Origin of the sequence: Luteibacter sp. W1I16 (genome assembly GCF_050434905.1) — a bacterium.
Classification (GTDB): domain Bacteria; phylum Pseudomonadota; class Gammaproteobacteria; order Xanthomonadales; family Rhodanobacteraceae; genus Luteibacter.
This window is the reverse complement of sequence record NZ_JBNDJJ010000001.1, coordinates 3,771,451-3,796,296: the sequence shown is the minus strand read 5'-3', so window position 1 is coordinate 3,796,296 and position 24,846 is coordinate 3,771,451. Positions and strand designations below refer to the sequence as shown.

Sequence of the window (24,846 nt, the reverse complement as noted above, 5' to 3'; positions counted from 1 at the left end):
AGCGAAGCTGTTTCGAGACACCTGCCCAGGTGGCGGAATTGGTAGACGCACTAGTTTCAGGTACTAGCGGGTAAAACCGTGGAGGTTCGAGTCCTCTCTTGGGCACCAATTATAGACGAAGCCCCGCAGCGATGCGGGGCTTCGTTGTTTCCGGGGTTCAGAAACGACGTGCGATGTTTTCGGCGTCTCTCAAGAACCGACGGCCCCTCTCACCAAAAGCACGGTCTTGCCGCGCCGGGCACGGTTTTCCGCTTCCGCGAATGCCTTGCGCGCATCGGACAAGGGATACGTGCGGTCGATCTGCACGGCGATGCGGCCATCGGCCACCCGCGCGACGATCTCTGCCAACTGCGCCGGATCGGGTTTGACGATGAACCAGTGAGCCTCGATCCCCAGGGCCCTGGCGCGTTCCGGCGATGGCGCGTCTTCCGCCTCACCGGAAATCGTGACCAGCCGGCCGCTCCGGCCGAGGAACGACCAGCTCCGTTCGAGCAAGTCATGACCCACCGTGTCGAATACGACGTCCACCGGCCCCGCGACATCCTCGAAACGTTCCGATGCCGTGTCGATCGCATGGTCGGCGCCGAGAGCGCTGCACAACGCCACGGCGTCGCGACCTCGCGCGGTGGCGACCACGCGCGCGCCGGCGTCCCTGGCGATCTGGATCGCGAACGAACCCACCGCTCCCGCACCGCCATGGATGAGCACCGACTCGCCTTTCTTCAACCGGGCGAAGTCGAACAGTGCCTGCCATGCCGTCAGCGCGCCGATGGGGAGCGTGCACGCGTCGAGGGCACTCACGTTGTCCGGCAGATGCGTCACTTCAGCGGGGAGCACGCTGGCCTGATCCGCGGCGGCGCCGTTTCGCCAGAAATCGATCAGGCCCACTACGCGGTCGCCGTTTGCGAAACCCGATGTGGCTGATCCGGCCGCGGCGACGCGACCGGCGAATTCGTGACCGATGATGACAGGCAACGCACGCTGCGACCCGTCAGGTAAAGGCAGTGTTCCGTTCGTCGCCCACGTCGGCTCCGCGAACGTCAGGCCCACCGCCTCCACGTCGACGACGATGCGGTCGTCGTGCGGCACCGGTGCATCCGTTTCGCCCACGCTGATCGAAAGATCGCCACCCCGAGGATTCGTGATCCAGGCTGCTTTCATGACTTGCCCCGCTCGCCTGCATCGGCCGGTGGTTCGACATCGCCCGAGGAAGCCCCGCGTCGTCGCCGCAACTCCGTGACAGGCAGTCCATGCCAACCCCAGTTCTCGAGTTCGACCTCTTCGATGATCACGAAGGTGCTGTCCATCGGCTTGCCCATCACCTCGAGCAGAAGCCGGCTGACGCCTTCGATGAGGGCCGCCTTCTGTTCGGGCGTCGTGCTCGTGGCGCCTGGCGCCGTGCCCTCGCGGGTCATCTGGATCGTTACGATCGGCATCGTTTTCCCTCCTACCAGTGCCCGGCGTGCTGTCCGCCGTCGACGTGCAATGTTTCCCCCGTCACGAAGTGTGCGCGCTCGAGATAGAGGATGGCCTCGACGACGTCCTCGATCTCGCCGAGGCGTCCCATTGGGTGGAGTCCCGCGAGGAAATCCAGCGTTTCCGGCGCATGCATGGGCGTACGGACGATGCCCGGCGCGACGGCGTTCACACGGACACCCTTCTTCGCGTACTCGATCGCGAGCGAACGCGTGATCGCGTCCAGCCCGCCCTTCGTCAGCGAGGCGAGCCCGGCCGCCACTTCAGCCAACGGCTGGTCGACCAGCGTGGTGGTGATTTGGACGATGTGCCCGTAACCCTGCATGAGCATTTGCTGCGCGACGAACTGGGTGATGTGGAAGAAGCCGCCCAGGTTCACGTCGACGGCCTGGCGGAAGTCTTCTTCCGTGTATTCGACAAAGGGTTTGCCGAGGAAGACGCCCGCGTTGTTGACGAGCGTGTCGATCCGGCCGAAACGCTCGACCGCCGTGGTGGCGACTTCGGCCGCCACGTTTCGGTCACTTATATCCCCGGCGACCGTGACCATGTCTTCTTTATCGGATGGCCGGATGCTTCGCGAATTCGCGATCACCGCGTAACCGAGTTCGCGGTATGCATTCACCACGCCGGCGCCGATGCCTTGCGAGGCCCCCGTGACGATGACGACTTTCCTGTTCATGGTCCGGGCCTCTGCAAAAGCGATGGACACCGCACCGAAGGTGCGGGAACGTGCGGAACAATCGAACCTCCCCAGCCTAGCCCGGCCGCCGCCCCGTCGATTGGCGAAACCTGTGGCGGGCAAGGTCCGTTCGCGCAAGCGGCGGCGGAATGTCCCGCCGCCGCCACACCGCCTTCGTCGCTACAGCCCCTGGCGAAGCACTTCGACGCGCCAGCGCTGGTCGTCGCTGACCCGCCGGAATTTGCTCCATTCCGCCCCGATATCCAAAGGGCGATTGCCGAGTGGCGCGGGTTGGATATCGATGCCGGGGCGCGGAGCGTTCGGATAATTCGTCCACGGTTCGAGCGGCGAGCCGAAGGGATTCACGGGATAATCCTGAAAGCGTCCCGCCGGGGCGTGATAGTGCACCATGCCTCCCTCGACATAGAGACGATAGTCGCCGTGGTCGACCAGTGAGTGGAGTCGATCCGCCCGCCACTGCCACTGTTTCTCATAGGTGATGTTCTCGCAGGTATCCGTGATCACGCTCCGGGTGGCGGGCTGCACGGAAAGGCAACGGAGCGAGCCGCGATTGACGTAGCGGCTGGACGCATCCAGCCCCCACATCTGCCGCCGGTCGGTCGCGTTGCAGGGAACCAGGCCCACGCTACCCTGGTTGTCGCGCAGGCAAGCGCCCGAACCGGTGGCGCTGCGGATCAGCACGGTGATCTCTGCGGAAAGGTACGGATCGGACATGTCCAACACGAAGTCGGCAGACACAGACCGCTTATCCACCCCTTTGCTGTGGCGCACATTGGTGCGATCCCACCGCCACTCTTTCCGGTCGAGGTCGTAGCCTCCGGAGACGGTGACCTTGGCCATGCCCTCGTAGTCACCGGGGACCTTCCATTGCGATAGCGCGTCGAATGAAGCGGCACGCATCATGGGGGTCATCTTTTCCTCCGTCAGCTGCGGCATGCCCGCACCCCAGCGTTTGACGAGGACATTCACCAGCTTCGGCGCGATCAAGGCCTCCCATGACACCGAACCAGGGCCAACGGGAGCCGCCAGCATCGAATAATCCTTGAAGGTCATGCTCAGGCTCGTTTGCCAACGGTGCTCGTAACCGAAGGAAAGATTGAACGGGACCTTCGAGGCGAGCACGTCGTCAGGCTTGCCTGTCGAACTCAGTTCTGTCCCGGTGGAACCGCCGATCGTGAAACCACGGTTCTCGGTATCGACCTGAGTGTATTCCACGCGCCCGTCCGTCACGGGAAAGTGATCCATGTACGTCGGCGTGACACCGTCCATCGCCAACGCATGCTGAAGACGATACTTCAATGGCAGGTAGGCGCCCCACAGGTTTTTCCCGGTCCTGCCGCCATCGACGATTCCCGCGCGCTTCGGCCTCACCGAAACTTTCGAGGTCAAGGTGACCAGCTTGAGGTCGGCCGAGCGGGTACGGCTACGCATGATGTCGATACCGGTAACACCCAATATCTCGCCGGACGGATCGACGAAGTTGACGTCGAAATGCCGGGCGGGCAGCACGGCCGCGCCTTCGGCCGCATCTCTCGCGGCCAGGCGGTACTGTCCGCGTCCGGCAGGATCGGCCGAAGGACGCACACCGGACATCATGGCGGATATAAGACCCGTCACGTCCGCCGCTTGCCCTTCCGGCGTGGCGAATACCTCCACCCCTCCATCCGCCTTCCGGCGGAACAAGGCATCGCCGGCTGTCGGTGCGATACCGAACAGCGGGGTGACCAGCGAAGGAGCCACCGGCGCCTGCTCGTCCCGTTGCAGCAGGACAGGGACGCCGGCGTCGAACAATCGCTTCAACGACGTGGCCTGGCCGTCGGCGAGCGGAAGGACGTCCGTGCCCAGGACGGCCAGGACATTCCCGGGCGGCTGGGACGACAACCGGTCGAGATCGTCCGATAGAAGCCGGGCGGCCGGCAGTGTCGCGACACCCTGATTGTCCTGCTGCGAAGGAACGGCCGGCGGACCGAACACCACCAGCGTGGTCGGCGATGGCACGGCGGGACTCCCGTCCGCGCCTTTGGCGGCGGCGAGTCCGGTCGAGACCGTCGTCAAGTCGGACGCAGCCGAGGGAAAGGCGAGGCCGAAGCCAATTGCCAGCGTGAGGGAGCGGGTAACAAGAGTGGGGATTCTCATGGGGGACCTCCTTGTGCGTAGTCCGGGTTCGACGTTAGTCCCGTCTGGCGGTCACCCAGTGAGAGTGTTCTCACGCCGGCGGATGGTTTCAATCCGGAATTGCCGGCATTTGCGCACCGTTCAATACAAATCGGCGAAGATGGCATCAGGATGACATCATCCCGGGACAGACCTACATGCGAATCGCCGCCGACGCCCACGCAGGCTTCCAGTCGCGCCCACACCCTCCCCAGGCCTGAGCCCGCTTCCACCTGCTTCGATCCTCCAGTGCGCCCTCTCCCCAGCCTCTCCGCTCTGTATAATCGGACGGGTAATGCACGGTGGGAGAAGCGGAAGGACCCGCTGCCGAAGGCGCAACGCCCGTAATCGCTCAGGCCCCAAAACCACCGCGCGGTCATCACTCTGGAGAGACCGGTTCGATCCGGCGCCGAAGGTGCAAGAGGCTCCCGCCTCCAAACTCTCAGGCAAAAGGACAGAGGGGCGCCCCACGTGCCGGCACGGCGCGTTATTTCGGATGCCTCCAAGCCCATGAGCCATAAAACCTCTCCTTCGCTGCGCGACCTCGAGAACCACGGCGCCTTCATCGAGCGCCACATCGGCCCCAACGACACCGAGATCGCCGAGATGCTGCGCGTGGTCGGTCACGACACGCTCGACGCGCTGACCGACGCCATCGTCCCCGGCTCGATCAAATCGCCCGCCCCGCTCGCCCTGCCCGCCGCGGTCACCGAGGAAGAGGCGCTGGCGAAGATCCGCGCGATCGCCGACCGCAACACCGTCTTCCGCAGCTTCATCGGCCAGGGCTACTACGGCACGCTCACGCCGAACGTGATCCTGCGCAACGTGCTGGAGAACCCAGCGTGGTACACGGCATACACGCCCTACCAGGCGGAAATCTCGCAGGGCCGCATGGAAGCGCTGATCAACTTCCAGACGATGGTCGCCGACCTCACCGGCATGGACATCTCCAATGCGTCGCTGCTCGACGAGGGCACCGCCGCGGCGGAGGCCATGGCGCTGGCCAAGCGCTCGGCCAAATCGAAGTCGAACGTGTTCTTCGTCTCCAGGGACGTGCATCCGCAGACGCTCGAAGTGCTGCGCACCCGTGCCGACGGCATCGGCATCGAGCTGCACGTGGGTGACGACAGCGAAGGCGCCACGGTGGACAGCTTCGGTGTGCTGCTGCAGTACCCGAACACCTTCGGCCGCATCAACGACTACAAGGCCCTTGCCGATGCGACGCACGCGCGCGGCGGTGTCGTCTGTGTCGCCACCGACCTGCTCGCGCTGACCCTGATCGCCGCGCCGGGTAGCTGGGGCGCGGACATCGTGGTCGGCAACACGCAGCGCTTCGGCGTGCCCTATGGCTTCGGCGGCCCGCACGCGGCCTACCTCGCCTGCCGCGATGCCTATAAGCGCTCGATGCCGGGCCGCCTCATCGGCGTCTCCGTGGATACCGAAGGCAAGCCCGCCTACCGCCTCACCTTGCAGACGCGCGAGCAGCACATCCGCCGCGAAAAGGCCACGTCGAACATCTGCACCGCGCAGGTGCTGCTCGCCGTGATGGCGAGCATGTATGCCGTGTACCACGGTCCGGAAGGCCTGGTTCGCATCGCGCGCCGCACGCACCGCCTCGCGGCGATCCTCGCGGTGGCACTGCGCAAGGCCGGTGTCGCCGTCGGTGACGACTTCTTCGACACGCTGCACATCACCGGCGTGGACGCCAAGGCGATCCACGCGAAGGCCGCAGCCGCGGGCATCAACCTGCGCGCCATCGACGCCACGAGCGTCGGCATCAGCCTCGACGAGACCACCACGCGTGCCGATGTCGTCGCGCTCGCTGGTGTCTTCGGCGCCAGCGTCGGCGACATCGACGCGCTCGACGCCGAAGTCCCCGACGCCCTGCCGAAGGCCCTGCTGCGGGACGTCGACTTCCTCCAGCACCCCGTATTCAACACGCATCACAGCGAGCACGAACTGCTGCGCTACCTGCGTGGGCTGGCCGACAAGGACCTGGCCCTGGACCGCACGATGATCCCGCTGGGTTCGTGCACCATGAAACTCAACGCCACCGCCGAGATGATCCCGGTGACGTGGCCCGAGTTCGCGAACATCCACCCGCTGGCCCCGGCCGAGCAGGCGCAGGGCTACAAGCAGCTGATCGACGAACTGGAAGCGATGCTGGTGGAATGCACCGGCTACGATGCCGTCAGCCTGCAACCGAACTCCGGCGCGCAGGGCGAGTACGCCGGCCTGCTCGCCATCCGCGCCTACCACCGCTCGCGCGGCGAAGGCCACCGTGACATCTGCCTCATCCCGGAATCGGCGCACGGTACCAACCCGGCGTCGGCCCAGATGTGCGGCATGACCGTCGTGGTCACCCGCTGCGATGCGAACGGCAATGTCGACGTCGACGACATCCGCGAGAAGGCCGAGAAGTACGCCGACCGCCTCGCCGCGATCATGATCACCTACCCCTCCACGCACGGCGTGTTCGAGGAAGACGTGGTCGCCATCTGCGAAGCCGTGCACAAACATGGTGGCCAGGTCTACACCGACGGCGCCAACATGAACGCCCTGGTCGGCGTGGCCAAGCCGGGCAAGTGGGGTTCGGACGTCTCGCACCTCAACCTGCACAAGACCTTCTGCATTCCTCATGGCGGTGGCGGCCCGGGCGTCGGCCCGTGCGCGGTCAAGTCGCATCTCGCCCCGTTCCTTCCGCGCGCCTTCGGCGGCGAGGGTGATGTCGGCATGGTCAGCGCGGCGACCTTCGGCTCCGCGTCGATCCTGCCGATCTCCTGGATGTACATCACGCTGATGGGCACGGAAGGCCTGCGCAAGGCGACCCAGGTGGCCCTGCTCAACGCCAACTACATCGCCAAGCGCCTCGCGCCGCACTTCAAGACGCTGTACACGGGCCGCAACGGCCTGGTGGCGCACGAGTGCATCCTCGACCTGCGTCCGCTCAAGGACGCCACCGGCGTCGGCGCGGAAGACGTCGCCAAGCGCCTGATCGACTTCGGCTTCCATGCCCCGACCCTGAGCTTCCCGGTGGCCGGCACCTTGATGGTGGAGCCGACTGAAAGCGAGTCCCAGCACGAGCTCGACCGCTTCATCGACGCCATGATCCAGATCCGCGACGAGATCCGCGCGGTGGAGGACGGCCGCCTGGACCGCGAGGACAACCCGCTGCGCAACGCCCCGCACACGGCCACCATGGTCACGGGCAGCGAGTGGACCCACGCCTATCCGCGCGAACTTGCGGCCTTCCCGCTGCCGTCGCTGAAGCTGTCGAAGTACTGGCCGCCGGTGTCCCGCGTGGACAACGTCTATGGTGACAAGAACGTGATGTGCGCCTGCATCCCGATCGATGCGTACAAGGAAGATGTGGAGGCGTAAAAACGCCTCCTTGGGGAGCCGGCTTTGCCCTAAACTGCGCTCCTGGCGCCGCCCGGTTCGGGCGGCGCGATCTTCCAAGGTGACTACATGACCCAGGAAACTCCGCGCGACGATAGCCTGCTAGGCCTGCTGAGGGGTGTCGAGGACTTCAGCCACAAGGTCTTCCCCGAAAGGCAGCACCTGTTCGACGAGCTGGCCGAAGGCCAGAGCCCGCATACCCTGTTCATCACCTGCGCCGACTCCCGTGTGGTGCCGGAGATGATCACCCAGACCCAGCCGGGCGAACTCTTCGTCTGCCGCAACATCGGCAACATCGTGCCCGGTTACGGCGAGATGCTCGGTGGCGTGTCCGCCGTGGTCGAATTCGCCGTGATGGTGCTCGGCGTGCGCCATATCGTCATCTGCGGCCACACCGATTGCGGCGCCATGAAGGGCCTGCTCAACCCGGAATCCACGAAGGACCTGCCCACGGTCGAGGCATGGCTGCGCAATGCGCAGGCGGCCAAGAGCGCCGTCTTCGCGCGCAAGCTCGAAGGCGCCGACGCCATGCTGGCGCTGATCGAGGAAAACGTGCGCCTTCAGCTCACGCATGTGCGCACGCACCCGGCGGTGGCCGCGGCCATGGCCAACGATGCGATCACACTGCAAGGCTGGGTCTACGACATCGGCGACGGCACCATCTCGATACTCGACGAGGCGGCCAACCGCTTCCTCCCCCTGTCCGAAGCGATCAAGCGAGAGCACGGCGCGTGATCCTCCCGGGGCGGGCCCATCTCGGGCACATCCTGCGTTACGTCGGACGGCCGCTCATCTGGCTGCTGGCCTGGGATATCGCGGTCACCGCCCTGTGGTATTTCATGCACCCTCGCTGGACGGCGGAATTCCCCGCCCTGCCCCTCACCCTCCTCGGCTCCGCCGTGGCGGTCTACCTCAGCTTCCGCAACACCACCGCCTATGCACGCTGGTGGGAGGCGCGGACGCTCTGGGGTGCGATGGTCAATGCCTCGCGGACACTGGGCCGCGAGGCGGTCACGTTGCTTGCCGACCGGACGGCCGCCGAGACCGTGGTGCACCGGCAGATCGCCTATGTGCACGCGCTGCGCCTGCACTTGCGCCGGCAAGCCCCATGGGACGAGCTGGGCGCACGCCTTCCGGCCGGGGAAATCGCCTCGTTGCGCGGTGTCGCCAACGTGCCGAACGCCATCCACGCGCGCACGGCGACATTGATCGGCGAAGCGCGTCCCGAGCCCATCCTGCTCGCGACCATCGCACGCACCTTGTCCGATATTTCCAATGCGCAAGGCGGCATGGAACGGATCAAGAACACGCCACTGCCGCAGCAGTACGCCACGTATCCGGCCATCTTCACGCACGGGTTCTGCCTGCTCCTTCCTCTGGGACTGGTCGAGACGCTGGGCCTGTATACGCCACTCGGTTCCACCGTGGCCGGTTTCCTGTTCCTGGCCTTGCTGCAGATCGGCAACGACATGCAGAACCCCTTCGAGAACCTCGAAGATGACGTGCCGCTGACCACCCTCACCCGGGGCATCGAGATCGACCTGCGCGATTCGCTTGGCGAAGCGCATGGCCTGGAGCCGGTGAAACCGGTCGACGGCATCCTCTGGTAAATCGCCTCGAAGCATGACCGTTGGCACGGGACAACCATGCCGCCGAGCGATTTCAATCGAGATAAATCCCGGGCTCCACGGAGGTCCACCCTTGCGCGCCTTTCGTCCGATCATCCTCGCCGCCGCCCTTGTCCCCACATGGGCCGGCGCCGCTTCCGGCCCAGCCGCCCTGGTGAACCCGCTGATCGGCACCACGAACGGAGGGAATGTCTTCCCGGGTGCGGTGGTTCCGTTCGGCATGCTGCAGTTCAGTCCGGAAGCCTCGCCCCTGCCGGGAAAGAAGGCGCCCATCGCGGCACCCGGCGGCTACGAATATCGCGCCGATGCCATCCGTGGTTTCAGCCTCACCAATGTCGAAGGCTGGGGTTGCGCGGGTGGTTCCGGCGACGTGCCGATCATGCCGGTGACGGACGAGATCACCGTGTCGCCATCGACGGACTTCCGCCATGCGTATGCATCGAAATTCTCGCACGCGAACGAAACGGCGAAGGCAGGCCACTATCACGTGACGCTAGACAATGGCGTCGCCGTGGACCTGACCGCCGCGCTACATTCGGGCGCGGCGCGCTTCGCCTTCCCCGCTGGCCAACCGGCGAACGTGCTCGTACGCGTCTCCGATTCCGAGGCCGGCTCCGAGAAAGCGGCCGTCAATGTCGACAAGGCCGCGAGGCGCATCTCGGGGGAAGTGACCAGCGGCAACTTCTGCGGCTACATCAACGAGGCCGACCGGCGCAGCTACTACACGCTCTACTTCGTCGCCGAGTTCGACCAGCCGTTCGCATCGACAGGCACGTGGCAAGACACGAGCGTGCGCAAAGGCGGCACGCGCGCGGAAGGCGGTACCGGCTACGGTGAGAAAGGATTCCCCGCAACCGGCAAGGGCTCCGGAGCGTGGGTCGGCTTCGCCCATGGAACCGGCGCGGTGAACGTGCGCGTCGGCATCTCGTACGTCAGCCTCGCCAATGCGCGGGCCAACCTCGACGCCGAGAACCCGAAGGGCATGACGTTCGAAGCCCTGCGCGACAAGGCCGTCGACGCCTGGAACGCGCGGCTCTCCCATATCGACATCGAAGGCGGCACGCCCGACCAGCGCACGGTGTTCTACACCGCGCTGTATCACGCGCTGATGCATCCCAACGTCTTCAGCGACGTGAACGGCGAGTACCGAGGCTTCGACAACGCCGTGCACCGCGTCGCGGGAAGTCAGAAGGCGCAGTACGTCAACTTCTCCGGCTGGGATGTCTATCGTTCGCAGTTGCCGTTGGTGGCCTGGCTTGAGCCGAAGACCGCCAGCGACATCGCGCAGAGCCTCTACAACCAGGCGCAACAGAACAATGGTGTGTGGGATCGCTGGACGCACAACAACGGCGGCACGCATGTGATGAACGGCGATCCGTCCGCCGCGGCGATCGCGGGCATGTATGCCTTCGGCGCACGCGACTTCGACGTCAAGGGCGCACTCGCTTCACTGGTACACGCCGCTGACAACCCGACCGCTCTCGATACCTCGCACGACGGCTGCGAAGTCGAGTGCGTGGGTCAACGCCCCGGGCTCGATGCCTGGTTGAAGCTGCACTACATCCCGGTCGGCGCACCCGCCTGGGGGCCTGCCGCCGATACGCTGGAAACCGTCACCGCCGAATTCGGCATCAGCACGCTCGCCGGGCGCCTCGGCGACACCGCCACCGCCACCCGCTTCCTCGAACGCGCGCAGTACTGGCGCAACCTGTTCGACCCGAAGGCGACACCGGAAGGCGGCTACATCCGCAACCGCAACGCCGACGGCAGTTGGGCGCTGGTGAAGGACGACGACAAGGAAGCCCCTCACGCGTTCACGCCATCCACGGAAGACGGCTTCGTCGAAGGCAGCGCCGCGCAATACGTGTGGATGGTGCCCTTCAATGTCGGTGGCCTGTTCGACGCCATGGGTGGCCGGGACAAGGCGCGCAAGCGGCTTGACGCCTTCTTCTACCAGCCCGACGGCAGTTTCGCCGTGACCAAGTCGGGGCCATTGCACGCCGAGTTGGACAACGAGCCGTCCATCGGCACGCCCTGGCTCTACAACTACGCCGGGCAGCCGTGGAAGACGCAGGAACTGGTCCGCCGCGTGCTCGACACGATCTGGCTCAACGCGCCCAACGGTATTCCCGGCAACGACGATCTTGGCGAAATGTCTTCCTGGTACGTCTTCGCCGCGCTCGGTGTTTACCCTTCGATCCCGGGCCGTGCGGAAATGGTGGTCGGCAGCCCACTGTTCACCCGTGCCGTCGTGCATCGCGAGAACGGCGACGTGACGATCGAAGCACCGAACGCGGGCATGGGCAAGCCGTATGTCGCCGCGCTCAAAGTGAACGGCAAATCGTCCACCCGTGCATGGCTGCCGGAGTCGTTCGCGCTGAAGGGCGGCAAGCTGGCATTCGACCTGTCGGACAAGCCGAATACCTCATGGGCGACGAAGCCCGAGGATGCCCCGCCCTCGTTCGACAAGCACTGACCGGCTGTTTGCAGGAGCCGCTTCTTTTTGTGGGAGCCGCTTCAGCGGCGATGGGTGCTTGCGGCAAGCTGGCCCGCTGCCGCGGGATCGCCGCTGAAGCGGCTCCCACAACCGCGGAGCTCCCACAACCGAGGCTTCCCACAACTGCAGCTCCTGCAACCGAAGCAGCTCCCACACAGAACCCGCATCTCAAGTCGAGGTGCGGGCTCTTCAGTCAGAGCTCGCCCCGCCGCAGGCGCAACGCATTACCTACCACCGACACCGAACTCAAGCTCATCGCCAGCGCCGCGATCATCGGCGACAACGTCACCCCCAGCAGCGGATACAACACGCCCGCCGCCACCGGCACGCCCACGGCGTTGTAGATGAACGCGAAGAACAGGTTCTGCCGGATGTTCTTCACAGTGGCTTCCGACAAGGCCCTCGCCCTCGCGATACCGGCGAGATCGCCTTTGAGTAAGGTCACCGACGCGCTCTGGATCGCGATGTCGCTGCCGTTGCCCATGCCGATGCCGATGTCCGCGGCGGCCAGCGCGGGTGCGTCGTTCACGCCGTCGCCCGCCATCGCCACCTTCGAGCCCTTCGTCTTGAGCGCGGAAACGAGATGGGCCTTGTCCTCCGGCGACGCACCCGCATGCACCTCGTCGATCGGCAATGACGAGGCGACGGCTTTCGCTGTGATTTCGTTGTCGCCGGTCAGCATCACCAGCCGCACGCCCGCCGCGTGCAAGGCGTCCAGCGCGGGTTTCGTCGACGGCTTGACCGCGTCGGCAAGCGATAGCAACGCGGCCAGGCGGCCATCAATGGCGAGGAACATCACCGTGGCGCCTTTTGCACGGGCCTTCGCGGCCGCTTCGTGCGCGGCACTGGCATCCACGCGTTCGTCTTCCATCAAGCGCGCATTGCCGATCGCGACATCGTGGCCGTTCACACGTCCACACACGCCGCGCCCCACGGCCACCTGGAATCCGGAAACCGCGGGTATCTCCAATCCTTCGCCTTCGGCGGCGGCGACGATCGCGGCCGCCAGCGGGTGCTCGCTGGGACGTTCCAGCGCCGCCGCAAGCGCCAGTGCTTCCGCGCGATCGGGACCGAAGCTGCGCAGTTCGGTCAATACCGGCTTGCCTTCCGTCAGCGTGCCGGTCTTGTCGAACACCAGCGTGTCGATCTCGCGCAAGGTCTCGATCGCCGCGGCGTCACGGAACAGCACGCCCGCCTGGGCTCCGCGGCCACTGGCCACCATGATCGACATCGGCGTCGCCAGCCCCAGGGCGCAGGGACACGCGATGATCAGCACCGATACCGCCGCCACCAGCGCATGCGCCAGCGAAGGCTGCGGACCCACGGCCCACCAGGCGGCGAAGGCGAGTATCGCCACGATCACCACCGTGGGCACGAACCACGCCGCGACCTTGTCGGCGACGCGCTGCAAGGGTGCGCGAGAACGCTGCGCTTCGGCCACCATCGCGACGATGCGCGAAAGCACCGTGTCCGCGCCGACGTGATCGACCCGGATCGTCAATGCACCGTGCTGGTTCTGCGTGCCGGCGGTGACCTTGTCGTGCACGCGTTTCGCCACCGGCATCGCTTCACCGGTGAGCATGGATTCGTCGACATGGCTCTCTCCATCCACCACGCTGCCGTCCGCTGGAACCTTTTCGCCCGGCCGCACCCGCACGTGGTCGCCGACACGCAGGCTATCCAGCGGTACGTCTTCCTCGCGGCCATCGTCGGCCACCCGGCGCGCGGTTTTCGGCACCAGGCCGAGCAAGCCACGCAAGGCCTCGCCGGTCTGGCGGCGTGCGCGAAGTTCCAGGAAATCGCCCAGTGTCACCAGCGTGACGATCACCGCGGCCGATTCAAAGTACACGTCGACCATGCCATGCGCATTGCGCATGGCGGGTGGGAACAGCGACGGAAAGAGGAAAGCGGCCGCGCTGTAGAACCACGCCACGCCCGTACCCAGCGCGATCAACGTGTACATGTTCGGCGACCACGGCATGAGCGAACGCCAACCGCGAGCGAAGAACGGCGCGCCGCCCCACAACACCACCACGGTCGCCAGCAAGGCTTCGCCCCAGCGCGCCAGCGACGACCAGGGCTCGGGCCACATCGTGCCGAAGAGGTGCGGCCCCATCGCGACGAGGAACACGGGAACCGTCAAGGCCACCAGCAACGCCAGGCGGCGGCCGAGAGAACGGACCTCACCGTCGTCCTCGTCCAGCGTCGGCATCGCCGGCTCCAACGCCATGCCGCACTTCGGGCAGGAACCCGGGCCGACCTGGCGTATCTCCGGATGCATCGGGCAGGTGTAGATGGTGCCCGGTGGCGTCGCCGGTTCGGGCTCCTTCGGGCCAAGGTACTTGCCCGGCTCGGCAATGAACCGCTCGCGGCACCGCGCACCGCAGAAGTGGTAATCGTGGCCTTCATGCGTGGCGTGGTGCGGCGTGGTCGCCGGGTCCACCGTCATGCCGCACACCGGGTCCTTCACCGCGTCGGCCTTCACGCCGGCGTCGTGTCCGCAGCAGGCGCGGCTCATGCGTTCGGCTCCGCCAGCGCCTTGAGGATCGGGCAATCCTCCGGCGCGCCATGCCCCGGACAGGCTTCCACCAGCTCGGCCAGGCCATCGCGCACGCGCTGCAGTTCCGCGATGCGCTCGTCGATCGCCTGCAAGCGCGCCGCGGCGCGTTCGCGCACCCCTTCCACGCCGCCGTGCCGGTCGGCCGACAGGGCCAGCAATTCGCGGATTTCCTCCAGGGTGAAACCCAGGTCCTTGGCCCGGCGGATGAAGCGTAGCCGCGAGACGGCGCTCTGGTCGTACTCGCGGTATCCCGAGGGCCTGCGCCGGGGTTCGGGCAGGAGCCCTTCCCGCTCGTAGAACCGGATGGTGTCGATGGCGACGCCCGCGCTTTGCGCGATGCGGCCGATGGTTAGGGCGGTTTGAGTGTTCATGGGGTTAAGTCTAGACCCTTGATCTAAGTCTAGAGTCAAGGGGGCCGAGCGTCGCCGGATTAACCAGGACCGTCGTGGCGCCAGCGACCTCTATCGTCGGGCGAGGCTCTTGGCAGGGTGCGATTTCTTCAATCAGCCACCCCGCACCGACACTACAGTGAGACCGACCATCGCTGTCCTTCCGGGTGCGGACGTGAACACCATCGATCCAAACGATCCCTATGCGCGGACGGCGCAGATCTTCCCACGCCTCGACGAGTCCATGGTCGACACGGCGCGCCACTACGGCGTCGAGCAGGATTTCCAGGCGGATACGCTTCTCTACGCCCGCGGCGAACGCGCGGTGTGCTTCTTCGTGATCGTGGCGGGTACCGTCGAAGTGTTCGATCTCGACGCCTCCGGCCAGCCCGTCGTCTTCGCGACCCATACCCATGGGCAATTCACCGGTGAGCTGGACCTCCTGAACCAACGGGAAGTCCTGGTCTACGCGCGCGCCGGTGCCGGGACGCGCGTCATCAAGATCGAGCGCGATGCCCTGAAGCGCATGCTCGCCGCCGAGCCGGACATCGCCGAAATCGTCATGCGCGCGTTGATCCTGCGCCGTGTCGGGTTGATCCAGAACGGTACCGGCGGCGTCCTTATCGTGGGCGGTGCGCACGAAGCCGCCACGCTCGCCCTGCAGCGCTTCCTCACCCGCAACGGCTACCCGCACCGTCTCGTCGATACCACCGAGGCCGGCGCCGAAGACCAGGTCCTGGAAGGCATGGGCATGACCGCCGAGCGACTGCCGGTGGTGATCTTTCCCGACCAGACTGCTCTCAGCCGGCCCTCTACCGCCGAACTCGCCGATCGTCTCGGCCTGACCGAAGCGTTCGATGGCTCGCTGGTCTATGACGTTGTGGTGGTTGGCGCCGGCCCGTCGGGGCTAGCCGCCGCCGTCTACGCAGCCTCCGAAGGCCTGAACACCATCGTCATCGAGGGCCTGGCCCCGGGTGGCCAGGCCGGCACATCGTCGCGCATCGAGAACTACCTGGGCTTCCCGACCGGCATCTCGGGCCAGGCCCTGGCTGGACGCGCCCACATCCAGGCCCAGAAATTCGGGGCGCGGCTCGCCATCTCGCGTTTCGTCCGTTCCCTCGAATGCGACGAGCACCCGTTTCGCCTGGAACTGGAGGACGGCGAAGAGGTACGTACACATGCGATCGTCGTGGCCACGGGGGCACGCTACCGCAAGCTTTCCGCCGTGAACTACGAGCGCTTCGAAGGCAGTGGCGTGCACTACGCCGCGACGCCGATGGAGGGGAAGCTCTGCCAGGGGCAGGAAGTGATCGTCGTCGGTGGCGGCAATTCGGCGGGCCAAGCGGCCGTCTTCCTCTCGCGCACCGCGTCGATGGTCCATCTGCTCGTTCGCGCGGACGGCCTGGCGGCGACGATGTCCAACTACCTCATCGAACGGATCGCGCATTCCGCCCGGATCACCCTGCACGTACACAGCGAGATCGTCCGCCTCGACGGCGACGATCATCTCGAAACGGTGGCGTGCCGTCACCGTGGCACCGGCGAGGTCGTCGTGCATCCCGTGGGCAACGTGTTCGTGATGATCGGAGCCGATCCAAACACCGACTGGCTCGGCGATTGCGTGGGCATCGATGCGAAGGGCTTCGTGGAAACCGGCCGGGCTTGCGCCGGCGTGCCCGCGACCTCGCCTTATGCCACCAGCCGCCCCGGCATATTCGCCGTGGGCGACGTCCGCTCAGGGTCGGTGAAACGCGTCGCATCCGGCGTCGGAGAGGGATCGGCCGTGATCCAGGCCGTGCACGAGTACCTCGCTTCGATTCGTCACGACTCCCTGTCCGCCGCCGTGCCCGCCTCCCCCACCGCCATGGCCTGAGCCATCGGCCGCATCGAATGCATTCTTCCTGGAGATACCCATGTTCGTCATCCGCCACGCTTCCGAACGCGGCCACGCCAACCACGGCTGGCTCGATTCGCATCACAGCTTCTCGTTCGCCGACTACCGCGACGAAGACCATGTCCACTTCGGTCCGCTGCGCGTCATCAACGAGGATCGTGTCGCCGCCGGAGCCGGCTTCGGCACGCACTCCCATCGCGACATGGAAATCATCAGCTACGTGCTCGAAGGGGAACTGGCTCACAAGGACTCGATGGGCAACGCCGTCGTGATCCGTCCTGGCGAAGTACAGCGTATGAGCGCCGGCCATGGCGTGACGCATTCGGAGGAAAACAACGCGGTCACCGAGACGCATTTCCTGCAGATATGGATCATCCCCAACCAGTTGAACCTGGCGCCCGGCTACGAGCAGAAATTCTTTCCCGATGCGGAAAAGCGCGGCAAGTTGCGCCTGGTGGCGAGCCAGTCCGGCGAGCACGGATCGGTGACGGTTCACCAGGATGTCCGGATCTACGCGGGACTGTTCGGCCCCGATGAAACCGCGCATCACACGATCGATTTCGAGCGCCTGGTGTACGTCCACGTGGTCCGTGGCAGCGTGCATGTGAATGGCCATCCGCTATCCGCGGGCGACGCGGCGAAGATCACCGGCGAGGAACGCGTCGTGTTCTCCGACGGCGTGGACGGCGAGGTGCTGCTGTTCGACATGGGCGAGTTGCAGCCACCTCGCTAGTTCACATCGAGCCGATCTGGCGCATGAAGGCGAGGTTGTCTTCGAGATGCCAGTTGTCGGTGACTCGACCGCCACTGACACGCAGGATGTCGGTGGCGATGAAGTCGATCGGCTGCCCTTCGCCCTTCCGGCCCATGAATTCACCGCTGAAGTGGCCGGTAAAGCGAAGATGGCTGACCACCCTGTCGCCGACCACCAGGCGCTGTACCACGGCCACCTTCAAGTCGGGAACCGCGGCGAGGAAAGCCTTCGAGGCGATCATCGGCCCGGTCGGTCCCTGCGGCCTGCCGGGTGGCAACGTGTGGTCGACGAATGACGGCGATAGCGCCCTGGAAAGTAGCTGCGCGCTGCCGTTGTTCCAGAACCCGTAGAACGCCTCCACGGGAGCCAGCAAGGCGTCCACGGACGTGGATGAAAGGCTCTTGTCGACGATCAGCTCCTGGGGCTTCGCGATGACGACCGCCATGCGGTCGTCCACCTGGGCGGCGAAACAAGACGGGGCCGCAAGCGCCAGGGCCATGGCAAGAACGGTGCGCATGAATAGTCCTTCGGTCAGATCTGAGGGGAGCGGGTTAGCGCCCAGGGCCTTGCCGCCGGGCGCACGCCAACAACATAATCATTTCCTGAAAGACATGTAATGACGCGGCCACCTGAGTCAGTCTCAACTGCGAGGCAAGATGCTCGACGATCTCAACGAACTTCGAACGTTGCAGCAGGTGCTGGCATCAGGCTCGCTGACAGCCGCCGCGAACGCCATGGGCGTGAGCCTCGCCGTGGTGAGCAAGCGGCTCGCCACGCTGGAGCGGCGCACGGGCGTGCGGCTCGTCAACCGGACGACGCGCCGTCTCTCTCCGACGGAAGAAGGTGCGCGCCTGATGGTCGAGATCGATCGCGTCTTGGAAGCGATCCGCCAGGGCGAAGAACTGTTGGCGACCGGTCGCGACGAACCGGTCGGGACATTACGGGTATCGGCTCCGGTGTCGTTCGGACGCAGGCATGTGGCGCCCATCCTGGGGGAACTCACGCGACGCTATCCGCAACTCGCCATTTCGCTGTCCCTCGATGACAAGGTGGTGGATGTCGTGGGCGGCGCGATGGACGTGGCCATCCGCATCGGTGGCGGACTCGTCGACAGCAGCGCCGCCATGCGCAAGATCGCCGACAATTCGCGCATCCTCGTCGCCTCACCGGCCTACCTGGATCGTCGCGGCCGTCCATCGGTCCCTTCTGACCTGCGTAACCACGACCTGCTGCGTTACGGCGATTCCGTCGCGCCCTGGCGTCTGCACGGCCGCGACGGCACGATAGAATCGATTCCGGCACCTGCACGCATGCGCGTCGACAACGGAGATGCCTTGCACGACTGGTGCGTCGCCGGGCTAGGCATCATGTTGAAGTCGACCATCGATGTCGGCCACGACCTCGCGGCGGGGCGGCTGGAACACGTGCTACCCGATTGGAACGGTGGCGACCTGCCCATCGTCGCGCTCTTCCCCGATCGCGCGAACATGACGAGGAAGGCCCGGGTTTTCCTGGAAGCGATGGTGAGTGCGTTCCAAACTCCGGCGAACGCAGGACCGTAAAGTCCTCAGGCGAGCAGACGCTAGCCCAAAGCAGCCCTCAGGCTGGCCGCCAGCTCCATGCGCTCCTCGGTGGTGTAAGGCACTTTCTGCCCCACGCGCAGCCCGTCATTCGAGTAGCGAGGGAAGACATGAAGATGAAAATGCCACACATCCTGGTCGCCGGCCGGTCCGTTGTGCTGGCGAGTGGAGATCCCTTCACACCGGAAGGTATCCCGCATGGCGTGCGCCAGGTGACGCGTGGCTCGAAAGAAGTCGCTGCCGAGATTGTCCGGGATGTCGAACACGTTCTCGTAATGGCTCCGAGGCACCACCAGGCAGTTGCCTTTTATCCCAGCGTAATGATGAGTGGGAACGAGAGCGAAAACGTTGGTATCCACCAGGACGACTGCTGCTTCTGGAACTGACGATGGAAGCGTCTCTGCAATACGGCAGAACGGACACTCATATCCGGGAGGGGCATTTTTCATAGGCCTGCGGCCGACAATCCCAAGTTGGGCGTGTTCCGGATTCTGTGGCGTGCTCCTGCTACCCGTCAAGGAACTGAATCAATGGATCAACCATTTAGGTGCCGCCCCCGGTCGGTGGGTATCCTTGCCGCACCTGATGGTCCCGGAGGAATGTCATGCGCCCCAACGCTCAGAACCTGTTGCTCGCCTATTCCGTCGTCATGACGACCGCCATTGGTATCTCACTCGCGGTAGCCCATGCAAAAAGCCAACCGGCGGAACCTCCCGTATTGACCGTACAGCAGATCAGGATTGTCGAACCGGACGGTACCCTTCGCACCGTCATCAGCAACAAGGCCCGGTTCCCCGACCTGATCATCGGTGGCAAGACTTACAGGCATCCGCGCGATACCGCCGGTACGCTGTTCTTCGATGACGAAGGCAGCGAAATCGGCGGCCTCATTTACGGCGGAAAGATGGGTAAGGACGGCAGTTCAAGCAACTCCGGTAGCTTGACCTTCGACCGTTATCACCAGGATCAGGTCGTACAGCTGGTCAACGTGGACGATGCTAAAGATCACTATAGCGGCCTCAAGGTCGTCGACCGGTCGGCTCGACCGTTGGACATCGAGGGATGGACGCACTACCAGGCCATGCCTGACGGACCGGCGAAGCAAGCTGAGGGCAAGCGGCTCACACAAGCCGATCCTACCCCCAGCCGGTTATTCGTGGGCCGTGAAAACGGTGACGCGATGCTTCAATTAAGTGACGGCCAGGGGTTTCCCCGCCTGAAAATGACCGTCAAGGAGAGCGGAGAAACTTCCATCCAGTTCCTCGACGCGAATGGCAAAGTCACGAAGACGATCGATGGAAAATCCTGACCGACGCGCGTTCTCAGGCAGGAAGCCTCCCGTCATACTCTTCCTTCAACCGCAACCACCCATCCCAGAACGGCCCGGTCTGCGTTCCTTCCATGCGCGCCGCCAGCACGTCGAGGTGCATATGCCAGCCCGCGCTGACGTTCAGTCGCATCGTGCGGTCGAGCACGCGGCTGTGGATCAAGGTCAGCAACACATGATCGCCTTTGCGTTCCAGTTCGAAGGTGACGCCGCCGGTGCCTCCCCACGTGATACCGAGCTTGCGTGGCGGATCGATCTCCGTGATGGAACCTTCCATGCGGTGCTCATCGGAAAATCCAGGCGGCCGCTGCCCTGGCGGGTTTGTCAGTTCGTCATTGCGCCAGACGAACTCGAAGGTCGATCCCACCTTCATTTCCATGTCGCCGCTCGCCAGCCACTGGCGACGCAGGTCGCCCTCGGTCAGGTAAGCCCAGACCCTCTCTATCGGTCCTGGCAGGACGCGTTGGATCTTCAACGTGGTGGGCTCGATCAGCGTGCCATAGGTATCGGGGGTGGCCAGGTCGGTCATGACTTGTCTCCTTTGGAGGACGGGGACTCGCGTGCGTCGGCTTCGCGCAGGAGCCGGTCGAGCACACCCAGACGGTCGGTCCAGAAGCGCTCGTAGAAGGCCAGCCACTCGCTCACGCTGGCCAGGGGGTCAGGATCGAGTCGGCAGATATGGACACGCCCGCGCACCTGGCGGCGGATCAGGCCTGCGTTTTCCAGCACCTTGATGTGCTTGGAGGCGGCCGCGAGCGACATCTCGAACGGTTCGGCAAGCTGGCCCACCGTACGCTCGCCATCGGCGAGTTCACGCAGCATGTGTCGCCGGGTGCGGTCGCCGAGGGCGTGGAAGATCGGGTCCAGGTGCGGGGCGTTTAATTCAACCATGAGGTTGAATGTACGCGTGCACTCCTCGTTAGTCAACCATTTGGTTGAATTATTTTCAGGCGTCGTGCACGGGGTGCGGTGCCGGCCGGTGCAGCATCCGCGAAACGAGCGCGACGACGGCGAGGCCACCACCGAGCACGCACACGCCCAACCAGCCTGCCCGCCGCCACGCCTCCGCGGCGACGAAGGAGCCCGCCGCACCACCGAGGAACATCGTCGTCATGAAAAGCGTATTGAGGCGACTCTTGAACTCCGGGTGCAGGCCGTAGATGAGGTGCTGGTGCGAGACCAGGGCGATCTGCACGCCGAAGTCGAGCAGGATCACGCCGACGATGAGTCCGGCGAGACTCGTCCACAACGCGAAGACGGCCCAGGCGACCACGGTCGCCGCCGCGCCCATCGCGATGACCAGCCAGGGGCCGCGACGGTCGGCGATGCGACCCGCGACCGGCGCCATCGCGACACCCACCGCGCCGACGACGCCGAAAAGCCCGGCGGTCGCCGCGCCCAGATGCAAGGGTGGTTGTTCAAGACGCAGCGCCAGGACGGTCCAGAACGCCGAGAACGATGCGAAGATCACGGCCTGGGTGAGCGCCGCGCGGCGCAGCAGCGGTTCGGCGCGCCACAGGCCCACCAGGGAGCCCAGCAATTCGCGATAGGGCACACGGCGCGCGGGCCGATGCTCGGGCAGGCGCATCGCCATCAACACCGCGCCGATCAAGGCCACGGGAACGGCCAGCCAGAACATCGCCCGCCATCCAGCAACGCTGGAGACGAAGCCGGCGACCGTACGGCTCAGCAAGATGCCGGTGAGCAGGCCGCTCATCACGGTGCCGACCGCCGCACCGCGTTTTGCCGGCGCGGAAAGGATCGTGGCGAAGGGCACGATCTGCTGCGCCACCGTCGCCGCCGCGCCGACGATCACCGAAGCTACCGCCAGCATGGCCAGCCCCGGCGCCACGGCGGCAAGCACCAGCGCAAGCGATAGCACGATGAACTGCGCGGCGATGAGCCGGCGCCGTTCGAGCGCATCGCCCAGCGGCAGCAGGAACAGAAGGCCCGCGGCGTAACCCAGTTGGGTCAGCATCGGGATCCACCGCTCCACCGCGCCGTCGTGCAGATCCCTCGACATGATGCCGAGCATCGGCTGGTTGTAATAGATATTGGCGACCGCCAGTCCCGCCGCCAGCGCCATCGCATACAAGGTGGCGCGCGGAAGACTTGCCGGCTCGGCGGTGGATGGTGGCATGGGGGGATTCCTGACGATGGGGGTTTACGCGGAACACATGATCGCAGTGTCCGACAGGAAGGTCACACGCGATTGTGCAATTGATCCCTCCCTGCACGCGCCGCACCAGCCATCGTCTATGCTGGACCGATGTCCACGGCATGCGCGGAGCGACGACTTGAAGACGATCGGCCTCATCGGCGGCATGAGTTGGGAATCCACCCTGCCCTACTACCGGATCATCAACGAAACGATCCGGGACGAGCTCGGCGGCCTGCACTCGGCGCGGCTCCTGCTCTACAGCGTGGACTTCCATGAGATCGAACGCCTCCAGCACGCCGGTGACTGGAACGGTGCCGGCGAAGCCATGGCGACGGCGGCGCGTTCGCTGGAAGCCGGCGGCGCGGACTTCCTCGTGCTGTGCACGAACACCATGCACCGGGTGGCCGACGCGATCGAACGTGCCACGCCATTACCCTTGCTACACATCGCGGACGCCACCGCCGACGCGCTTGCCGATCATGCGGTCCGGCGCGTGGGCCTTCTCGGCACGCGCTTCACCATGGAGCAAGCGTTCTACCGCGACCGCCTGTCCGCCCGGGGGTTCGACGTGGCCGTGCCGGACGACACCGGACGCGATGACGTGCATCGGATCATCTACGACGAACTGTGCCAGGGCATCATTCGCGAGGAATCCCGCGAACGTTACCGGCAGGTGATGTCTCGGCTGGTGGACGACGGCGTCGAGGCGATCATCCTCGGTTGCACCGAGGTCGCCCTGCTGGTGGAGGGCGACGATGCCAGCGTGCCATTGTTCGACACCGCCGCCATCCATGCGCGAGCCGCGGCGCGCCACGCGCTCGGCTGACCGCCGTCAACGCGCCGCGAGCCGGTCGAGCCGGAGGCGGCCCCGGTCATCGGTCAGCCGCGCCGCCGCGAGGTATACCGCCAACATCGAGGCGAGACAGCTGCCGCCGGCGAGCAGGAACATCAGCAGGATCTGGTATTTCACCGCCTCCATCGGATCGAGCCCGGCGAGGATCTGGCCGGTCATGATGCCAGGCAGCGTCACGACACCGGCGGCGCTCATCTGGTTGACGATGGGAATCATGCTGCGGCGGATGGCGTCCCGGCCCAGCTCGGCCGTGGCGGCGCGGTAGGTGTCGCCGAGCATCAGCCGCGCCTCGATCGCCGATGCCTGCACGCCGACGCCATCGAGCACGCCGCTGAAGGCGATGCTCGCCGAGTTGAGCACGTTGCCGAGGATGATGCCGGCCAAAGGGATCGCGTACTGCGGTGAAAGCAACGGATGCGGACGAATGGCGGTCAGCAAGGCGAACAGGCACGTCAGCAAGGCCGGCGTGGCGACGCTGGCGAGGCTGATGAGAAAGCCACCGCGCCGAAGACGATGCACGGACCGCGCCGCCGCTTCGCGCGCGGCCACCAGCACCATCGCGAGGATCACCAGCAGGGTCAGCCATGCTTCGCCCACGGCGAACACATAGCGGAGCACGAAGCCAACCGCCACCAGCTGTACCACCATGCGCAACGCCGCCAGCAGCAACCCGCGATGCAGGCGAAGGCGGAAAACCAGCGACAGCACCGCGTCGAGCAGGATCAGCGTCGACGCCATCGCGAGGTCGTAGGGATGCAAGGAAATGACATTCATGCCGCGCTGAGCCTTCCCTTGTCCATGGTGAACGTACGGTCGGCCATACGCCGGGCCTGCATCGCGTCGTGCGTCACCATGACGATGCCGATGCCCTCCCCGCTGCACTCGACCAGCAAGGCCTCCACGGCCGCGGTCGCCACGGGATCGAGCCCGCTGGTCGGCTCGTCGAGCAGGAGCACCTCGGGACGTCTCGCCCATGCCCTTATCAGGGCAAGGCGTTGGCGTTCTCCCGTGGACAGCACGCGGACCTCGCGTTTCATGATGTCCGGGGGGAGAAGGAGGCGCGCCGCCATCGCCTCCGCCGTATCCATCATCGAAGCCTCGAAATGGTCTTCGACCGCCGTCGCCCACCAGCCCGCCTGTGCGGGAACCAACATCACGCGGCGGCGCCACTCCGTTGCCGCGAACGTGTCGCGTGCCTCACCCGCGAGAAGAACCTTGCCTTCGCCCGGATCGAGATCGGCGAGCAAACGCAGCAGAAGCGACTTTCCCGCACCGGATGCGCCCATGATCGCCAGCCGTTCCCCAGCGGCGAGGGCGATGGACAGCGGACCGACGCCGAATCCGTTCAGTTCCTCGACAGAAAGTAATTGCGGCTGAGGCGTCACGATGCGTCATGTTCCTGCGAATGGAGGTGTCGCGCCCGAGGCACGTCATGCTGCGCGACAACCGCTTTCGCCAAGCCGTCGCGCCAATG

At 65.5% G+C, this 24,846-nt stretch carries 22 protein-coding genes, 1 tRNA gene and 1 riboswitch; of the genes, 10 read left to right on the top strand and 13 right to left on the bottom strand.

Annotation, left to right across the window (positions count from 1 at the left end; genetic code table 11):
- Positions 1-23 precede the first annotated feature (23 nt).
- Positions 24-108: transfer RNA gene (locus tag QFZ41_RS16690), tRNA-Leu, on the top strand.
- Between the two features lie 81 nt (positions 109-189).
- Here QFZ41_RS16690 and QFZ41_RS16685 read toward each other — a convergent pair.
- The 4 genes from QFZ41_RS16685 to QFZ41_RS16670 form a co-directional block, all read right to left on the bottom strand.
- Positions 190-1,161: an NADP-dependent oxidoreductase gene (locus tag QFZ41_RS16685; protein WP_429199762.1), complete on the bottom strand. Its 972-nt coding sequence runs from the start codon at positions 1,159-1,161 to the stop codon at positions 190-192.
- Positions 1,158-1,436: a tautomerase family protein gene (locus QFZ41_RS16680; RefSeq protein ID WP_429199761.1), complete on the bottom strand. Its 279-nt coding sequence runs from the start codon at positions 1,434-1,436 to the stop codon at positions 1,158-1,160. Before QFZ41_RS16680 ends, QFZ41_RS16685 begins: the two co-directional genes overlap by 4 nt.
- 11 nt (positions 1,437-1,447) lie before the next feature.
- A complete protein-coding gene (locus tag QFZ41_RS16675) occupies positions 1,448-2,155 on the bottom strand; it encodes an SDR family NAD(P)-dependent oxidoreductase (protein ID WP_429199760.1) in 708 nt (235 codons plus the stop codon).
- Positions 2,156-2,335: 180 nt separating this feature from the next.
- Entirely contained in the window at positions 2,336-4,312 is a 1,977-nt protein-coding gene (locus tag QFZ41_RS16670) for a hypothetical protein (RefSeq protein ID WP_429199759.1), read from the bottom strand.
- Between the two features lie 392 nt (positions 4,313-4,704).
- Positions 4,705-4,798: riboswitch (glycine riboswitch) on the top strand.
- A 42-nt stretch (positions 4,799-4,840) separates the two neighbouring features.
- Here QFZ41_RS16670 and gcvP point away from each other — a divergent pair.
- From gcvP to QFZ41_RS16650, 4 genes are all read left to right on the top strand, one after another.
- Complete coding sequence (gene gcvP / locus QFZ41_RS16665) at positions 4,841-7,711, top strand: aminomethyl-transferring glycine dehydrogenase (protein ID WP_429199758.1); 2,871 nt, start codon at positions 4,841-4,843, stop codon at positions 7,709-7,711.
- Positions 7,712-7,798: 87 nt separating this feature from the next.
- Entirely contained in the window at positions 7,799-8,464 is a 666-nt protein-coding gene (locus QFZ41_RS16660; RefSeq protein WP_371023151.1) for a carbonic anhydrase, read from the top strand.
- Complete coding sequence (locus QFZ41_RS16655) at positions 8,461-9,339, top strand: bestrophin family protein (protein ID WP_429199757.1); 879 nt, start codon at positions 8,461-8,463, stop codon at positions 9,337-9,339. The genes QFZ41_RS16660 and QFZ41_RS16655 overlap by 4 nt, the downstream gene beginning before the upstream one ends.
- A 91-nt stretch (positions 9,340-9,430) precedes the next feature.
- Positions 9,431-11,833, top strand: coding sequence for a GH92 family glycosyl hydrolase (locus tag QFZ41_RS16650; protein WP_429199756.1), 2,403 nt, complete (start codon positions 9,431-9,433; stop codon positions 11,831-11,833).
- 214 nt (positions 11,834-12,047) lie between these two features.
- On the opposite strand, the gene QFZ41_RS16645 is transcribed toward QFZ41_RS16650, so the two are convergent.
- The gene (locus tag QFZ41_RS16645; protein ID WP_429199755.1) at positions 12,048-14,372 is read right to left on the bottom strand and encodes a heavy metal translocating P-type ATPase; all 2,325 of its coding nucleotides are present in this window, start codon (positions 14,370-14,372) and stop codon (positions 12,048-12,050) included.
- Positions 14,369-14,785 (bottom strand): heavy metal-responsive transcriptional regulator, encoded by a 417-nt coding sequence (locus QFZ41_RS16640; RefSeq protein ID WP_306850553.1) that lies wholly within the window; start codon positions 14,783-14,785, stop codon positions 14,369-14,371. Before QFZ41_RS16640 ends, QFZ41_RS16645 begins: the two co-directional genes overlap by 4 nt.
- A gap of 193 nt (positions 14,786-14,978) precedes the next feature.
- Between QFZ41_RS16640 and QFZ41_RS16635 the strand changes: the two genes are divergently transcribed.
- Together QFZ41_RS16635 and QFZ41_RS16630 are read left to right on the top strand one after the other, a co-directional pair.
- Positions 14,979-16,676 carry an FAD-dependent oxidoreductase gene (locus QFZ41_RS16635; RefSeq protein WP_429199754.1) on the top strand — a complete coding sequence of 566 codons (1,698 nt, stop codon included), beginning with the start codon at positions 14,979-14,981 and terminating at the stop codon, positions 16,674-16,676.
- Positions 16,677-16,716: 40 nt separating this feature from the next.
- Positions 16,717-17,430, top strand: coding sequence for a pirin family protein (locus tag QFZ41_RS16630; RefSeq protein ID WP_371023156.1), 714 nt, complete (start codon positions 16,717-16,719; stop codon positions 17,428-17,430).
- Between the two features lies 1 nt (position 17,431).
- On the opposite strand, the gene QFZ41_RS16625 is transcribed toward QFZ41_RS16630, so the two are convergent.
- Entirely contained in the window at positions 17,432-17,968 is a 537-nt protein-coding gene (locus QFZ41_RS16625) for an ester cyclase (RefSeq protein ID WP_429199753.1), read from the bottom strand.
- A 139-nt stretch (positions 17,969-18,107) separates the two neighbouring features.
- Here QFZ41_RS16625 and QFZ41_RS16620 point away from each other — a divergent pair, with 139 nt between their 5' ends.
- Positions 18,108-19,013 (top strand): LysR family transcriptional regulator, encoded by a 906-nt coding sequence (locus tag QFZ41_RS16620; RefSeq protein ID WP_429199752.1) that lies wholly within the window; start codon positions 18,108-18,110, stop codon positions 19,011-19,013.
- Between the two features lie 20 nt (positions 19,014-19,033).
- On the opposite strand, the gene QFZ41_RS16615 is transcribed toward QFZ41_RS16620, so the two are convergent.
- On the bottom strand, positions 19,034-19,438 hold the full coding sequence (locus QFZ41_RS16615) for an HIT family protein (RefSeq protein ID WP_429200282.1): 405 nt from the start codon (positions 19,436-19,438) through the stop codon (positions 19,034-19,036).
- 197 nt (positions 19,439-19,635) lie between these two features.
- On the opposite strand from QFZ41_RS16615, the gene QFZ41_RS16610 reads away from it, so the two are divergent.
- Entirely contained in the window at positions 19,636-20,340 is a 705-nt protein-coding gene (locus QFZ41_RS16610) for a hypothetical protein (RefSeq protein WP_429199751.1), read from the top strand.
- A 13-nt stretch (positions 20,341-20,353) separates the two neighbouring features.
- Here the strand turns inward: QFZ41_RS16610 and QFZ41_RS16605 are convergent, their stop codons facing one another.
- From QFZ41_RS16605 to QFZ41_RS16595, 3 genes are read right to left on the bottom strand one after another with little or no spacing between them, the layout of a single operon-like run.
- Positions 20,354-20,887: an SRPBCC family protein gene (locus QFZ41_RS16605; protein WP_429199750.1), complete on the bottom strand. Its 534-nt coding sequence runs from the start codon at positions 20,885-20,887 to the stop codon at positions 20,354-20,356.
- Complete coding sequence (locus QFZ41_RS16600) at positions 20,884-21,249, bottom strand: ArsR/SmtB family transcription factor (RefSeq protein ID WP_429199749.1); 366 nt, start codon at positions 21,247-21,249, stop codon at positions 20,884-20,886. The genes QFZ41_RS16605 and QFZ41_RS16600 overlap by 4 nt, the downstream gene beginning before the upstream one ends.
- A 55-nt stretch (positions 21,250-21,304) precedes the next feature.
- Positions 21,305-22,498 (bottom strand): MFS transporter, encoded by a 1,194-nt coding sequence (locus tag QFZ41_RS16595; protein WP_429199748.1) that lies wholly within the window; start codon positions 22,496-22,498, stop codon positions 21,305-21,307.
- Positions 22,499-22,616: 118 nt separating this feature from the next.
- Between QFZ41_RS16595 and QFZ41_RS16590 the strand changes: the two genes are divergently transcribed.
- Complete coding sequence (locus QFZ41_RS16590) at positions 22,617-23,345, top strand: aspartate/glutamate racemase family protein (protein WP_429199747.1); 729 nt, start codon at positions 22,617-22,619, stop codon at positions 23,343-23,345.
- Between the two features lie 6 nt (positions 23,346-23,351).
- On the opposite strand, the gene QFZ41_RS16585 is transcribed toward QFZ41_RS16590, so the two are convergent.
- Positions 23,352-24,146 (bottom strand): ABC transporter permease, encoded by a 795-nt coding sequence (locus QFZ41_RS16585; protein ID WP_429199746.1) that lies wholly within the window; start codon positions 24,144-24,146, stop codon positions 23,352-23,354.
- Entirely contained in the window at positions 24,143-24,757 is a 615-nt protein-coding gene (locus QFZ41_RS16580) for an ABC transporter ATP-binding protein (RefSeq protein ID WP_429199745.1), read from the bottom strand. Before QFZ41_RS16580 ends, QFZ41_RS16585 begins: the two co-directional genes overlap by 4 nt.
- Positions 24,758-24,846: the final 89 nt, after the last annotated feature.

Excerpts from the sequence above, each read along its gene's own strand:
- QFZ41_RS16585 (WP_429199746.1), bottom strand. The coding sequence starts at position 24,146 with ATGAATGTCATTTCCTTGCATCCCTACGACCTCGCGATGGCGTCGACG.
- QFZ41_RS16620 (WP_429199752.1), top strand. The coding sequence starts at position 18,108 with ATGCTCGACGATCTCAACGAACTTCGAACGTTGCAGCAGGTGCTGGCA.
- QFZ41_RS16685 (WP_429199762.1), bottom strand. The coding sequence starts at position 1,161 with ATGAAAGCAGCCTGGATCACGAATCCTCGGGGTGGCGATCTTTCGATC.
- QFZ41_RS16595 (WP_429199748.1), bottom strand. The coding sequence starts at position 22,498 with ATGCCACCATCCACCGCCGAGCCGGCAAGTCTTCCGCGCGCCACCTTG.
- QFZ41_RS16600 (WP_429199749.1), bottom strand. The coding sequence starts at position 21,249 with ATGGTTGAATTAAACGCCCCGCACCTGGACCCGATCTTCCACGCCCTC.
- QFZ41_RS16675 (WP_429199760.1), bottom strand. The coding sequence starts at position 2,155 with ATGAACAGGAAAGTCGTCATCGTCACGGGGGCCTCGCAAGGCATCGGC.
- QFZ41_RS16605 (WP_429199750.1), bottom strand. The coding sequence starts at position 20,887 with ATGACCGACCTGGCCACCCCCGATACCTATGGCACGCTGATCGAGCCC.
- QFZ41_RS16670 (WP_429199759.1), bottom strand. The coding sequence starts at position 4,312 with ATGAGAATCCCCACTCTTGTTACCCGCTCCCTCACGCTGGCAATTGGC.
- QFZ41_RS16610 (WP_429199751.1), top strand. The coding sequence starts at position 19,636 with ATGCGCCCCAACGCTCAGAACCTGTTGCTCGCCTATTCCGTCGTCATG.
- QFZ41_RS16645 (WP_429199755.1), bottom strand. The coding sequence starts at position 14,372 with ATGAGCCGCGCCTGCTGCGGACACGACGCCGGCGTGAAGGCCGACGCG.
- QFZ41_RS16640 (WP_306850553.1), bottom strand. The coding sequence starts at position 14,785 with ATGAACACTCAAACCGCCCTAACCATCGGCCGCATCGCGCAAAGCGCG.
- QFZ41_RS16680 (WP_429199761.1), bottom strand. The coding sequence starts at position 1,436 with ATGCCGATCGTAACGATCCAGATGACCCGCGAGGGCACGGCGCCAGGC.
- QFZ41_RS16590 (WP_429199747.1), top strand. The coding sequence starts at position 22,617 with ATGCTGGACCGATGTCCACGGCATGCGCGGAGCGACGACTTGAAGACG.
- QFZ41_RS16660 (WP_371023151.1), top strand. The coding sequence starts at position 7,799 with ATGACCCAGGAAACTCCGCGCGACGATAGCCTGCTAGGCCTGCTGAGG.
- QFZ41_RS16625 (WP_429199753.1), bottom strand. The coding sequence starts at position 17,968 with ATGCGCACCGTTCTTGCCATGGCCCTGGCGCTTGCGGCCCCGTCTTGT.
- QFZ41_RS16630 (WP_371023156.1), top strand. The coding sequence starts at position 16,717 with ATGTTCGTCATCCGCCACGCTTCCGAACGCGGCCACGCCAACCACGGC.
- gcvP (WP_429199758.1), top strand. The coding sequence starts at position 4,841 with ATGAGCCATAAAACCTCTCCTTCGCTGCGCGACCTCGAGAACCACGGC.